Below are 12800 nucleotides of genomic sequence, written 5' to 3' on the forward strand. Positions count from 1 at the left end.
CGGCGAACTGCGATCCTGGAGCCATGAGCTACAGCACGGCCGGATCCCTGCGGACCGTCACCCTCGACGATGTGCGCGGCGCCCGGAAGATGCTCGCGGGCGTGGCCCGGACGACCGCGCTGGAGAGCAGCAGGCACCTGTCCCGGCGGGTGGGCGCGCCGGTGCGCCTGAAGTGCGAGAACCTGCAGCGGACGGGGTCGTTCAAGCTGCGCGGCGCGTACGTGCGGATCGCCGGGCTGCTGCCCGAGGAGCGGGCCGCCGGGGTCGTCGCGGCGAGCGCCGGCAACCACGCGCAGGGTGTCGCGCTGGCGTCGTCGCTGCTCGGGGTGCGGTCCACGGTGTTCATGCCGAGGGGCGCCCCGCTGCCGAAGATCAGCGCCACCCGGGAGTACGGCGCCGAGGTGCGCCTGCAGGGCCAGGTGGTCGACGAGACGCTGGCCGCGGCGACGGAGTACGCGCACCGGACGGGCGCCGTGTTCATCCACCCCTTCGACCATCCGGACGTCATCGCGGGCCAGGGCACGGTGGGCCTGGAGATCCTGGAGCAGTGCCCCGAGGTGCGCACGATCGTCGTCGGGGTCGGCGGGGGCGGACTGGCCGCCGGGATCGCGGTCGCGGTGAAGGCGCTGCGGCCCGATGTGCGGATCGTCGGCGTGCAGGCGGCGGGCGCGGCGGCGTACCCGCCCTCGCTGGCGGCCGGGCGTCCGGTGCCGGTGCGCGACCCGGCGACGATGGCCGACGGGGTCAGGGTGGGGCGCCCCGGCGACGTGCCGTTCGGGATCGTCGGCGAGTTGGTGGACGAGGTGTGCACGGTCACCGAGGACGAGCTGTCGGCCGCGCTGCTGCTGTGCCTGGAGCGGGCCAAGCTGGTCGTCGAGCCGGCCGGGGCGAGCCCGGTCGCGGCGCTGCTGAGCCGGCCCGGCGCCTTCGAGGGACCGGTCGTCGCGGTGCTGTCCGGCGGCAACGTGGACCCGGTGCTGATGGAGCGGGTGCTGCGGCACGGCATGGCCGCGCAGGGCCGCTACCTGGCCGTGCGACTGCGCCTGACGGACCGGCCGGGCGCCCTGGCCTCGCTCCTGGGGGCGTTGTCGGCGGCCGACGCCAACGTCCTCGACGTGAGCCACGTACGGACCGACCCGCGGCTCGGGCTCACGGAGGCGGAGGTCGAACTGCACCTGGAGACCAAGGGCCCGGAGCACTGCGCGGAGGTCGGACGGGCCCTGCGCGAGGCGGGTTACACGGTCATGGACTGACGGCCGACGGAGCGTCACTCCTTCGGGCGAGTCCATGGTGATACGCGATACATCGCGTTATGGTGTATCTCGTCGCCGGGTGCTCCACCACACGCCCCGCCGCCCGGCGGAAAACCTCAGCACACCACAGCGCGCGAACCTAGGCTTTCCGAAGAATCACGACGACGTGGAGACTCATATGCCAGGCGCCATCTATGCCGAAGGTCTGGTCAAGACCTTCGGGAACGTCAGGGCACTGGACGGCGTCGACCTCGAAGTCCCCGAGGGCACCGTCCTGGGCCTGCTCGGGCCGAACGGCGCGGGCAAGACCACCACCGTCCGCTGCCTGACCACCCTGCTGCGGCCCGACAGCGGCAAGGCCGTCGTCGCCGGCCTCGACGTGCTGAGGCAGCCCGACGCCGTGCGCCGCTCCATCGGCCTGTCCGGCCAGTTCGCCGCCGTCGACGAGTACCTGACCGGCCGCGAGAACCTGCAGATGGTCGGCCGGCTCTACCAGATGAGGGCGAAGGCGGCGAGGGCCCGCGCGGACGAGCTGCTGGAGCAGTTCCACCTCGCGGACGCCGCCGACCGCACCGCCAAGACCTACTCCGGAGGCATGCGCCGCCGCCTCGACCTCGCCGCCGCCCTGGTCGTCTCGCCGCCCGTGATGTTCATGGACGAGCCGACGACCGGCCTCGACCCGCGCAACCGCCAGCAGCTGTGGGAGGTGATCAAACAGCTCGTCTCCGGCGGTACGACGCTGCTGCTCACCACCCAGTACCTGGAGGAGGCCGACCACCTGGCCCACGACATCGCGGTCGTCGACCACGGCCGGGTCATCGCCCAGGGCACCTCCGACCAGCTCAAGGCCCGTACCGGCGGCGAACGCGTCGAGGTCGTGGTGCACGACCGCGAGGACATCCGGGCCGCGTCCGCCCTCCTCGACAAGTACCGCCTGCGCGGCGTCGGCCAGGGCGACACCACGGTCGAGGACCACATGCGCAAGATCACCACACCGGTCTCCGGCGGCGCGAAGCTCCTCGCCGAGATCATCCGCGACCTCGACACCGACGGCATCGAGATCGACGACATCGGTCTGCGCCGCCCCACCCTCGACGACGTCTTCCTCTCCCTCACCGGCCGTGTCGCGGAGTCCGGGGACGAGGCCGAGGACACCAAGGAGACCGCGAAATGAGCGCCGCCACCGACACCGTCCGGGCCACGGCCCCCGGCAACCCCATCGGCCGGTCGATCCGGGACTCCCTGGTTATCACCCGGCGGAACCTGATTCGGATGAGCCGGATTCCCGAGATGCTGATCTTCGGGCTCATCCAGCCGATCATGTTCGTGGTGCTGTTTACGTACGTCTTCGGCGGCTCGATCAGAGTCGGCGGTTCGCTCTCGCCACAGGACTACCGTGAGTTCCTGATGGCGGGCATCTTCGCCCAGACCGTCACGTTCGCCACGGCGGGCGCGGGCGCGGGCATCGCCGACGATATGCACAAGGGTCTCGTCGACCGTTTCCGCTCGCTGCCCATGGCGCGCGGCGCGGTGCTGACCGGGCGCACACTCGCCGACTTGGTGCAGACCGCGTTCACTCTGGTCGTCCTCGCAGGCGTCGCGCTCCTCATCGGCTGGCGCGTCCACGAGGACTTCGGCAAAGTCCTGGCCGGGTTCGGTCTGCTGCTCCTGCTCGGGTACGCGTTCTCCTGGATCGGCGCCCTCATCGGCCTGTCCGTCCGAACCCCGGAAGCGGCCACGTCCGGCGGGCTGATCTGGCTCTTCCCGCTCACGTTCATCTCGAACGCCTTCGTGGACTCCAACAACCTGCCAACGGTCTTCCGACATATCGCCGAGTGGAATCCGTTCAGCACCACCGTCCAGGCGTGCCGAGAGCTCTTCGGTAATCTGCCACCCGGCTTCAGAACTCCGGACGCCTGGCCGATGCAGCACCCGGTACTCGCGTCCGTCCTGTGGTCGCTGCTGATCCTGACGGCCTTCCGCACGCTCGCCGTGCGCAAGTACCGCTCGGCGGCCGCATGACGAAGCCCCCGGCGCCGCACAGGGTGCCGGGGGCCCGTCGGGGTCTCGCGGGGGCGGGTCAGCCGGTGTACGGCTTCGCCTCCAGGATCTTCACCGAGGCCTTCCTGCCGTTCGGCAGCTCGTACTCCGCGTCCTCGCCGACCTTGTGGCCGATGACGCCCGAGCCGAGCGGGGACTGCGGCGAGTAGGTCTCGATGTCGGTGCTCGCGTACTCGCGGGAGGCGAGCAGGAAGGACAGCGTGTCGTCCTCGTCACCGTCGAAGGCGATCGTCACGACCATGCCGGGCGCCACGACACCGTCGGCCGCCGGGGCCTCGCCGACCTTGGCGTTCTCGAGGAGCTGGGTGAGCTGGCGCACACGGAGCTCCTGCTTGCCCTGCTCCTCCTTGGCCGCGTGGTACCCGCCGTTCTCCCGCAGGTCGCCCTCCTCGCGCGCGGCGGCGATCTTGGCGGCGATCTCCGTGCGCGCGGGACCAGTAAGGTACGCAAGCTCGTCCTTGAGCTTGTTGTACGCCTCCTGGGTCAGCCAGGTGACGTTCTCGCTGGTCTGGGTCACAGGTGCTCCTCGTAGGTACTGGGAAATACAAAGCATCGCCCTACCCAGAAGGATGTTCCTCCATGGATGGGCGAAACCACGAGCCTAACAATTGAGTGCCCGTAGGGGGAGGACATAAGCCACCGGACTCATGTCAGCGCAGGTCAGTGGCGAGGTATTCCCCGTGGCGTCAGTCCGCGTGGCAGCCGACGAGCTCGGCCGAGGTGGGCCGGGAGGTGGTGCGGAGCGTGACGACCTCGTCGATGCGCGTGGCGTCCTCGTCGAAGCGGAAGTCGGCGCGGCCCACCTCGGCGCCGTCCTCGGACTGGGAGCGGACCGTGCAGTAGCCGGTGGCCCCCGCGTCCTTGTGCACCTCCAGGTGCACCTTCACGGAGTCCTCGGCGGTGTCGAAACCGATCATCTCGGCGCTGATCTCGTTCTGGGCCACGTAGTAGTAGCCGAACCAGCCGATCAGCCCGAGCATCAGCACCGACAGCACGGCGCCGACGACCTTGAGGGTGCGGTCGGCACGCTCGTCCGAGGAGCGGCCGTAACGGCCCTCGGGCGGCCGCGTGCTCGACGTACTCATGATCGTCTCCTCGGCAGGAGGGGATCGGCGCCCCTGGCGGGCCCCGAAGCGGAAAACCCCGGAATTATTCGTCCCCCGATTCGGTCACTATAGAAGCCTGCGACTGCGCCGCCGCACTGAGGGCGCCTACCGACTTGAGGATTGAGTCTTGACTGACCAGCTGCGACTGATGGCCGTGCACGCCCACCCCGACGACGAGTCGAGCAAGGGCGCGGCCACCATGGCGAAGTACGTGTCCGAGGGGGTGGACGTGCTGGTGGTGACCTGCACGGGCGGGGAGCGCGGCTCCATCCTCAACCCGAAACTGCAGGGCGACGCGTACATCGAGGAGAACATCCACGAGGTGCGCAAGAAGGAGATGGACGAGGCCCGGGAGATCCTGGGGGTGAAGCAGGAGTGGCTCGGGTTCGTCGACTCCGGGCTGCCCGAGGGCGACCCGCTGCCGCCGCTGCCGGAGGGCTGCTTCGCCCTGGAGGACGTCGACAAGGCGGCCGGTGAGCTGGTCCGCAGGATCCGCGCGTTCCGCCCCCAGGTGATCACCACCTACGACGAGAACGGCGGCTACCCGCACCCCGACCACATCATGACCCACAAGATCACGATGGTGGCGTTCGAGGGCGCGGCGGACGTCGAGAAGTACCCGGAGGGCGAGTACGGCCCGGCGTACCAGCCGCTGAAGGTGTACTACAACCAGGGGTTCAACCGCCCCCGCACCGAGGCGCTGCACCGGGCGATGCTGGACCGCGGCCTGGAGTCGCCGTACGGGGACTGGCTGAAGCGCTGGAGCGAGTTCGAGCGCAAGGAGCGCACGCTCACCACGCATGTGCCGTGCGCCGACTTCTTCGAGATCCGCGACAAGGCGCTGATCGCGCACGCGACGCAGATCGACCCCGACGGGGGCTGGTTCCGGGTGCCGATGGACCTCCAGCGGGAGGTCTGGCCGACGGAGGAGTACGAGCTCGCGAAGTCCCTCGTCGACACCTCCCTCCCCGAGGACGACCTCTTCGCGGGCATCCGGGACAATGCCTGACATGAGCGCAAGCGCAAGCCTGGCATTGACCCACCTGGTCCCCCTCGCCAAGGAACTCGACGAGGACAAGGTCACCCCCGGTGTCCTCGGTTTCATCGTCTTCGCGGTGATGGCTCTGGCGGTGTGGGCCCTGATGAAGTCCATGAACCGCCACATGGGCCGCGTGGACTTCCCGGAGGACTCCGAGGGGGCCGGGGCCGAGAAGACGGAGGCGGCGGGCGCCGCCGAGAATCGGGGCTGAGCCCGCGTCGACCGCGGGCGGTCGTGCCTTCCCCGGCGCCTCAAGGGCCCGGGGGAGGCACCCCGCGAGCGCCGGGCCGCGCGGACGGTCCGGTCCACGGTGGCGCCGGGCGCCGGCTGCGGCTGGTCGTGCCCACCCGCCCCCCGTTGCCCGAAAGGCAGGGGAGGCGCCCCCATCGCCCTGCGGAACGGGTGGGCACAGCCACCGGCCGGTGACCAGTGCGGCCTACGCCTTCCCGGTCACCGGTACTCCCATCACCTCCCGGGCGTGGCGGCTCGGGACCATGCCCAGGTTCCAGGCCTGCCAGCCCGCCTCCAGGCTGACGCCCCGCTCCAGGAGGAGCGGGTACACCTCCACGCAGTCGGCCAGTCTCCCGTCACGCGAGGCGTGGCCGGCCCGGCCCAGCTGGGACAGCTCCTCCCGCGCCACCGCCGTACCGACCTCCGTGCCGCCCGGCGCCGCGTACGGCAGCCGTCGCGGGCCCGGTGACGGCGGTGTCCGCCGCCGCCGGTTCGCGCCGGTCCGGGGCGGCGGACGATCGCCTGCCCGCCTCCGCGGCCCGGGTGCGGGAGGATGGGGGCATGGCGAACCGACTTGCGCAGGCCACGTCCCCCTACCTCCTCCAGCACGCCGACAACCCCGTCGACTGGTGGTCCTGGTCCGAGGAGGCCTTCGCCGAGGCGCGGCGGCGCGATGTGCCGGTGCTGCTGAGCGTCGGCTACTCGAGCTGCCACTGGTGTCACGTCATGGCGCACGAGTCCTTCGAGGACCAGGCCACCGCCGACGACATGAACGCGCACTTCGTCAGCGTCAAGGTGGACCGCGAGGAGCGCCCGGACGTCGACGCCGTCTACATGGAGGCGGTGCAGGCGGCGACCGGGCAGGGCGGCTGGCCCATGACCGTGTTCCTCACCCCGGACGCGGAGCCGTTCTACTTCGGTACGTACTTCCCGCCCGTCCCCCGGCACGGCATGCCGTCGTTCCGGCAGGTGCTCCAGGGCGTCCGCCAGGCGTGGGCCGAGCGGCGCGGCGAGGTGGACGAGGTGGCGGGGAAGATCACCCGGGACCTGGCCGGCCGGGAGCTGTCCTACGGCGACGACCGGCTGCCCGGCGAGCAGGAGCTCTCGCAGGCGCTGCTCGGGCTGACCAGGGAGTACGACCCGCAGCGCGGCGGGTTCGGCGGGGCGCCGAAGTTCCCGCCGTCCCTGGTGATCGAGTTCCTGCTGCGCCACCACGCCCGCACCGGCGCCGAGGGCGCGCTGCAGATGGCGGCGGACACCTGCGAGCGCATGGCGCGCGGCGGGATCCACGACCAGCTCGGCGGCGGCTTCGCCCGGTACTCCGTGGACCGGGACTGGGTGGTGCCGCACTTCGAGAAGATGCTCTACGACAACGCGCTGCTGTGCCGGGTGTACGCGCACCTGTGGCGGGCCACCGGCAGCGAGCTCGCCCGCCGGGTCGCGCTGGAGACCGCCGACTTCATGGTCCGCGAACTGCGCACCGCCGAGGGCGGTTTCGCGTCCGCGCTGGACGCCGACAGTGACGACGGCACGGGCCGGCACGTCGAGGGCGCGTACTACGTGTGGACGCCCGCGCAGCTGCGGGAGGTCCTCGGGGACGAGGACGCGGAACTCGCCGCGCGGTACTTCGGCGTGACCGTGGAGGGCACCTTCGAGGAGGGCGCCTCGGTGCTGCAACTGCCGCAGCTGGACGAGGTGTTCGACGCCGGGCGGATCGCCGGCGTCAGGGAGCGGCTGCTCGCGGCGCGTTCCGCGCGGCCCGCGCCCGGCCGGGACGACAAGGTGGTCGCCGCCTGGAACGGCCTGGCGATCGCCGCGCTCGCCGAGACCGGCGCCTACTTCGACCGGCCGGACCTGACGGAGGCCGCCGTCGCCGCCGGCGACCTGCTGGTCCGGCTGCACCTGGACGACCACGCCCGGATCGCCCGCACCAGCAAGGACGGCCGGGTCGGGGCCAACGCGGGCGTGCTGGAGGACTACGCCGATGTCGCCGAGGGCTTCCTGGCGCTGGCGTCGGTGACGGGTGAGGGCGTCTGGCTGGAGTTCGCCGGACTGCTGCTCGACCATGTCCTGGCCCGCTTCACCGACCCCGGATCGGGCGCCCTGTACGACACGGCGTCCGACGCGGAGCGGCTGATCAGGCGTCCGCAGGACCCGACCGACAACGCCGTCCCGTCCGGCTGGACCGCTGCCGCGGGCGCCCTGCTGGGCTATGCCGCGCACACCGGCTCCGCGCCGCACCGCACGGCCGCCGAACGGGCGCTGGGCGTGGTGAAGGCGCTCGGACCGCGCGTCCCGCGGTTCATCGGGTGGGGGCTCGCGGTCGCCGAGGCCGTGCTGGACGGTCCGCGGGAGGTCGCGGTGGTCGGTCCGGCGCTCGACGACCCGGCCACCATCACCCTGCACCGCACGGCGCTGCTGGGTTCCGCGCCCGGCGCGGTGGTCGCCGCCGGGACCCCGGAGAGCGACGAGTTCCCGCTGCTCGCCGACTGTCCCCTGGTCGGGGGCGAACCGGCCGCCTATGTCTGCCGCAACTTCACCTGTGACGCGCCGACGACCGACCCCGACCGGCTGCGGACGGCGCTGGGCGGCTGAACCGGCGGCCGTACCCGGCCGCCCGTCGTGCCCGGCCGCCCGTCGTGCCCGGACGAGAACCGCGACGGCACGGCCCGCGGCAGGGAGGACCCGACGGCGCGCCGGGCGTCCCGCGGGGGCGCGGGGCCGTCGCCGCGGAGGCGGCTCCGCGGGGCGTCCCCTCAGCGACGCTCCGAGTGGGCCGCGACCGCCTGCTCCACGATCGCGACCAGTTGCTCGTGGTGCGCGCCCTTCCAGTACGCGCGCCCGCACTCACCGCACTGCGCGAACACGTCGTACGTACGGTGCGTCCCGCCCTTCAACTGGTCGGCGACCTCGTCCTTGGTGGCCCGCCGCAGCAGCCCGTTGCAGGCGGTGCACCGGCTCCATGGACGCAGCTCGGGCCGGAACCGGTCGAGCACGTAGGCGAGCTGCTCCTCGGGCCGGGTGCTGTACACGAACGCCCCCGCCCACAGCTCCCGCCGCCGCAGCAGCCCCCGGTCCCGGCTGAGCATCACCCGCTGCTCCGCCGCCGACCGCGCGGCCAGCGCCGGATCGCCGATGTCCGTCGACTCGTACGCCGTGTCCACGCCCAGCAGACGGAGCCGGCGCGCCAGCGTGCCGAGGTGCACGTCGAGCAGGAAGCGCAGGGGAGCGCCCGGCACCCGCTGGGGGTGCTCGACGGCGCGTACGGCCACCGACTCGCCCGCGGCCGGCACATGGCCGGCGGGCACCTCGCGGCCGTCCACGAGCAGCGCGCCGACCTCGGTCAGCGGGACTCCGAGGGACTCGACGACGTGGCCGAGGCTGGAGACGCCGTCGGTGGCGGCCTTCGTGGCGCCGGTGGGACGCGCCCGGGGGACGAAGAGCAGCAGCTCGGGGTCGAACGCGACGTGGATCTCGGGACCGTTCACCCGGCCAAGGATGTCATGTCAGGTGTCCGCCGCCCCGGGATTTCACGGGGAGCGGGCCGTGCCCGGCCCCGTACGCCGAGGCCTTCGGCAGGCCGTTCAGTAGGCCGTTCAGCAGGGACGACGTCGCGGCCCGCGCCTCCGGGCAGTCCGGGTCGAGCCCGGTGCGCGCGGCGATCGCGTCGGCGGGCAGCCGTCCGGTGGCCGACAGGCTCTCCCGCGCCCGGGAGCGCACCGCCGGCGGCCGGGCCCGCAGTGGTGTCGCCTCGGGCCGTTCGGCCGTCGCGCGCCGCACGGTCCCGCGCACCACGTGCCGGACGGAGGCGGGCCGGGGCTCCTCGGAGGGCCGCGCGGCGAGCGCCGCGACCATCGGCCGGTCGTACTCGTCCGGGAGGACGGTGTCCTCCTTAGCCGGGGGGCGGCGGACGACGGTCGCCGGCGGCACCCCGGCGCGCTCGGCGATCCGCTCGGCCGTCGTGGCGTCGCGGCGTCGTGGCCCCGTTCCCCGGTCAGCGCGAAGGCCGCACCACGGATCTCCTCACGGGTCCTGCGTCTTCTTCCGCTCGCGCAGCCCCGGGCGGGGCGGGTCGGCGGGGGTGAGGGGAGGGGGTGCGGCCTTCATGACGGCCCTGGCCGGCCACGGCGACCGGCGCCGGTCGCTACCCGTGCCGGTACGCCACCAGGGAGATCCCCACGTAGTGGGCGATGAAGGCGGCCAGGGTGAAGGAGTGGAAGACCTCGTGGAAGCCGAACCAGCGCGGTGAGGGGTTGGGCTTCTTGAGGCCGTAGATCACCCCGCCCACGCTGTAGAGCAGCCCGCCGACGACCACCAGGACGAGTACGGCGAGGCCGCCCGTGCGCAGGAAGTCCGGCAGGAAGAAGACGGCCGCCCAGCCCATCGCGATGTAGCAGGGCGTGTAGAGCCAGCGGGGGGCGCCGACCCAGAACACCCGGAAGACGATCCCGGCCGCCGCGGCGGCCCAGATGCCCCACAGCAGCCACTGTCCCTTGGAGTCCGGCAGCAGCAGGATGGTCAGCGGGGTGTAGGTGCCCGCGATGATCAGGAAGATGTTGGCGTGGTCGAGGCGGCGCAGCACCCCGTCCATGCGGGGGCTCCAGTCGCCCCGGTGGTAGAGCGCGCTCACGCCGAACAGCAGGCAGGCGGTCAGGGCGTAGACCCCGCAGGCCAGGCGGCCCCGGGTCGAGTCGGCGAAGGCGGTCAGCACCAGTCCGGCGACCAGGGCGGCGGGGAACATGCCCAGGTGCAGCCAGCCGCGGAGCTTGGGCTTGACCGGATGCGGGAGGGAGGTCGCCACCGGACCGCGGCCGTCGGCCGGCGGGTCCGTGGGCGCGTCGGGGGCGAACGCAGTCATGTCCCGCATGGTACCTACGGGGCCGTAAGTCATGCCTCGCGGTGACCGATTGGGTCCGTCGGGCGGCCATCCTCTCATGCCGCTTCGCCGAGTCGTCACGCAAAGAAATCGTCAGGTGCACCCAACGTGCGCGTAAAGGCCCACGAAAAACCGTGGCCATCGTCACGTTGCTCACTTGTGCGGCCCTCTGGACAGATGGGCGCGCTCGTCGGATGATCAAATGAGTGCGGTCGACACCGGATGAGCGCGCAGCGCACCACCGTGCAGCATCCGGGTCGCAGCCCCCATGGGGCCTCCCAACAAAAAACCCTCATTTAGGAGCAATCGTGGCGCGCGACATCGCGGAACCCGGCGTCCCCACCACCCACCAGGGACTGATCTCCTGGGTCGACGAGATCGCAGACCTGACGCAGCCGGACCGGGTGGTCTGGTGCGACGGCTCGGAGGCCGAGTACGAACGCCTGTGCGAGGAACTCGTCGCCAAGGGCACCTTCCGCAAGCTCGACCCGATCAAGCGCCCCCACTCCTACTACGCGGCCTCCGACCCCACCGACGTCGCCCGCGTCGAGGACCGGACCTTCATCTGCTCCGAGAAGGAGGAGGACGCCGGCCCGACCAACCACTGGAAGGCCCCCGCCGAGATGCGGGAGACCTTCCGGGGCGAGCAGGGCGTCTTCCGCGGCTCGATGAAGGGCCGCACCATGTACGTCGTGCCCTTCTGCATGGGCCCCCTCGGCTCGCCGCTGTCCGCCATCGGCGTCGAGATCACCGACTCCGCGTACGTCGCCGTCTCCATGCGCACCATGACCCGGATGGGCCGGCCGGTCCTGGACGAGCTCGGCTCCGACGGCTTCTTCGTCAAGGCCGTGCACTCGGTGGGCGCCCCGCTGGAACCCGGCCAGGAGGACGTCCCCTGGCCCTGCAACCGGACCAAGTACATCTCGCACTTCCCCGAGGACCGCGAGATCTGGTCCTACGGCTCCGGCTACGGCGGCAACGCCCTGCTCGGCAAGAAGTGCTACGCCCTGCGCATCGCCTCCGTCATGGCCCGCGACGAGGGCTGGCTCGCCGAGCACATGCTCATCCTCAAGCTCACCCCGCCCACCGGTGAGTCGAAGTACGTCGCCGCCGCCTTCCCGTCGGCCTGCGGCAAGACCAACCTCGCCATGCTCGAGCCCACGATCTCCGGCTGGACGGTCGAGACGATCGGCGACGACATCGCCTGGATGCGCTTCGGCGAGGACGGCCGCCTGTACGCCATCAACCCCGAGGCCGGCTTCTTCGGCGTCGCCCCCGGCACCGGCGAGCACACCAACGCCAACGCCATGAAGACCCTCTGGGGCAACTCCGTCTTCACCAACGTCGCCCTCACCGACGACGGCGACGTGTGGTGGGAGGGCATGACCGAGGAGACCCCGGCCCACCTCACCGACTGGAAGGGCAACGACTGGACCCCCGAGTCCGGCACGCCCGCCGCCCACCCCAACGCCCGCTTCACCACGCCCGCCGCGCAGTGCCCGATCATCGCGCCCGAGTGGGAGGACCCCAAGGGCGTGCCGATCTCCGCGATCCTCTTCGGCGGACGCCGCGCCAGCGCCGTACCGCTGGTGACCGAGTCCTTCGACTGGAACCACGGCGTCTTCCTGGGCGCCAACGTGGCCTCCGAGAAGACCGCCGCCGCCGAGGGCAAGGTCGGCGAACTGCGCCGCGACCCGTTCGCCATGCTGCCGTTCTGCGGCTACAACATGGGCGACTACATGGCGCACTGGATCGACGTGGCCAAGGACAAGGACCAGTCCAAGCTGCCGAGGATCTACTACGTCAACTGGTTCCGCAAGGACGACGCCGGCAGGTTCGTCTGGCCCGGCTTCGGCGAGAACTCCCGCGTCCTGAAGTGGATCGTGGAGCGCCTGGAGGGCACGGCGGAGGGCGTCGAGACCCCCATCGGTGTGCTCCCGGCCAAGGCCGCGCTGGACACCGAAGGACTGGACCTCTCCGACGCCGACCTGGACTTCCTGCTCACCGTCGACAAGGACGTGTGGCGCGAGGAGGCCGCCCTGGTCCCCGACCACCTCGACACCTTCGGCGACCACACGCCCAAGGAGCTGTGGGACCAGTACCACGCGCTGGTGGAGCGCCTGGGCTGACGCCCGCACGGACCCCGCGGCCGGTCGGTATGAGGATGCCCTGACCAGCGATCGTCACGCCACGACCGGCCGCGGAACACACCGGCGAGGCCCGCACAACGACGT

12 protein-coding genes and 1 pseudogene are annotated in these 12800 nt (G+C 71.8%); 7 read left to right on the top strand and 6 right to left on the bottom strand.

Annotated features, from left to right (window positions below):
• The first annotated feature begins 23 nt into the window (after nt 1-23).
• The 3 genes from ilvA to ADK41_RS04455 all read left to right on the top strand — a co-directional run bounded on the left by ilvA (nt 24) and on the right by ADK41_RS04455 (nt 3275).
• Entirely contained in the window at nt 24-1253 is a 1230-nt protein-coding gene (gene ilvA / locus ADK41_RS04445; protein ID WP_030830349.1) for a threonine ammonia-lyase, read from the top strand.
• Nucleotides 1254-1431: 178 nt separating this feature from the next.
• Entirely contained in the window at nt 1432-2427 is a 996-nt protein-coding gene (locus tag ADK41_RS04450) for a daunorubicin resistance protein DrrA family ABC transporter ATP-binding protein (RefSeq protein WP_030830352.1), read from the top strand.
• Nucleotides 2424-3275 carry an ABC transporter permease gene (locus ADK41_RS04455; protein WP_030830356.1) on the top strand — a complete coding sequence of 284 codons (852 nt, stop codon included), beginning with the start codon at nt 2424-2426 and terminating at the stop codon, nt 3273-3275. The genes ADK41_RS04450 and ADK41_RS04455 overlap by 4 nt, the downstream gene beginning before the upstream one ends.
• Before the next feature lie 58 nt (nt 3276-3333).
• Here ADK41_RS04455 and greA read toward each other — a convergent pair whose 3' ends face one another.
• Both greA and ADK41_RS04465 read right to left on the bottom strand, forming a co-directional pair.
• Nucleotides 3334-3831, bottom strand: a complete 498-nt coding sequence (gene greA, locus ADK41_RS04460) for a transcription elongation factor GreA (protein WP_030830359.1) — start codon at nt 3829-3831, stop codon at nt 3334-3336.
• Nucleotides 3832-4000: 169 nt separating this feature from the next.
• Nucleotides 4001-4399, bottom strand: a complete 399-nt coding sequence (locus tag ADK41_RS04465) for a DUF4307 domain-containing protein (protein WP_030830362.1) — start codon at nt 4397-4399, stop codon at nt 4001-4003.
• A gap of 148 nt (nt 4400-4547) precedes the next feature.
• Here ADK41_RS04465 and mca point away from each other — a divergent pair, with 148 nt between their 5' ends.
• Together mca and ADK41_RS04475 are read left to right on the top strand one after the other, a co-directional pair.
• Nucleotides 4548-5429 carry a mycothiol conjugate amidase Mca gene (gene mca / locus ADK41_RS04470; RefSeq protein ID WP_030830364.1) on the top strand — a complete coding sequence of 294 codons (882 nt, stop codon included), beginning with the start codon at nt 4548-4550 and terminating at the stop codon, nt 5427-5429.
• Nucleotides 5422-5670 carry a hypothetical protein gene (locus ADK41_RS04475; protein WP_030830367.1) on the top strand — a complete coding sequence of 83 codons (249 nt, stop codon included), beginning with the start codon at nt 5422-5424 and terminating at the stop codon, nt 5668-5670. The genes mca and ADK41_RS04475 overlap by 8 nt, the downstream gene beginning before the upstream one ends.
• Nucleotides 5671-5895: 225 nt before the next feature.
• Here ADK41_RS04475 and ADK41_RS04480 read toward each other — a convergent pair.
• Nucleotides 5896-6141 (bottom strand): annotated as a pseudogene (locus tag ADK41_RS04480) (hypothetical protein); the annotation flags it as partial.
• 110 nt (nt 6142-6251) lie between these two features.
• Here ADK41_RS04480 and ADK41_RS04485 point away from each other — a divergent pair.
• Nucleotides 6252-8285 (top strand): thioredoxin domain-containing protein, encoded by a 2034-nt coding sequence (locus ADK41_RS04485; protein ID WP_030830373.1) that lies wholly within the window; start codon nt 6252-6254, stop codon nt 8283-8285.
• Nucleotides 8286-8446: 161 nt separating this feature from the next.
• Here ADK41_RS04485 and ADK41_RS04490 read toward each other — a convergent pair whose 3' ends face one another.
• From ADK41_RS04490 to trhA, 3 genes are all read right to left on the bottom strand, one after another.
• Entirely contained in the window at nt 8447-9178 is a 732-nt protein-coding gene (locus ADK41_RS04490) for a Mut7-C RNAse domain-containing protein (protein WP_030830376.1), read from the bottom strand.
• Nucleotides 9179-9191: 13 nt separating this feature from the next.
• Complete coding sequence (locus ADK41_RS04495; RefSeq protein WP_051843301.1) at nt 9192-9620, bottom strand: hypothetical protein; 429 nt, start codon at nt 9618-9620, stop codon at nt 9192-9194.
• Between the two features lie 214 nt (nt 9621-9834).
• Nucleotides 9835-10548 (bottom strand): PAQR family membrane homeostasis protein TrhA, encoded by a 714-nt coding sequence (trhA, locus tag ADK41_RS04500; RefSeq protein WP_030830378.1) that lies wholly within the window; start codon nt 10546-10548, stop codon nt 9835-9837.
• 326 nt (nt 10549-10874) lie between these two features.
• Here trhA and ADK41_RS04505 point away from each other — a divergent pair, with 326 nt between their 5' ends.
• The gene (locus ADK41_RS04505) at nt 10875-12695 is read left to right on the top strand and encodes a phosphoenolpyruvate carboxykinase (GTP) (RefSeq protein ID WP_030830382.1); all 1821 of its coding nucleotides are present in this window, start codon (nt 10875-10877) and stop codon (nt 12693-12695) included.
• Nucleotides 12696-12800: the final 105 nt, after the last annotated feature.

Source organism: Streptomyces caelestis (assembly GCF_001279005.1).
Classification (GTDB): domain Bacteria; phylum Actinomycetota; class Actinomycetes; order Streptomycetales; family Streptomycetaceae; genus Streptomyces; species Streptomyces heliomycini.

What these genes read in the sequence shown, in the direction of transcription:
- ADK41_RS04475 (WP_030830367.1), top strand. Translation starts at nt 5,422, where the DNA reads ATGCCTGACATGAGCGCAAGCGCAAGCCTGGCATTGACCCACCTGGTC.
- ADK41_RS04465 (WP_030830362.1), bottom strand. Translation starts at nt 4,399, where the DNA reads ATGAGTACGTCGAGCACGCGGCCGCCCGAGGGCCGTTACGGCCGCTCC.
- ADK41_RS04455 (WP_030830356.1), top strand. Translation starts at nt 2,424, where the DNA reads ATGAGCGCCGCCACCGACACCGTCCGGGCCACGGCCCCCGGCAACCCC.
- trhA (WP_030830378.1), bottom strand. Translation starts at nt 10,548, where the DNA reads ATGACTGCGTTCGCCCCCGACGCGCCCACGGACCCGCCGGCCGACGGC.
- ilvA (WP_030830349.1), top strand. Translation starts at nt 24, where the DNA reads ATGAGCTACAGCACGGCCGGATCCCTGCGGACCGTCACCCTCGACGAT.
- ADK41_RS04450 (WP_030830352.1), top strand. Translation starts at nt 1,432, where the DNA reads ATGCCAGGCGCCATCTATGCCGAAGGTCTGGTCAAGACCTTCGGGAAC.
- ADK41_RS04485 (WP_030830373.1), top strand. Translation starts at nt 6,252, where the DNA reads ATGGCGAACCGACTTGCGCAGGCCACGTCCCCCTACCTCCTCCAGCAC.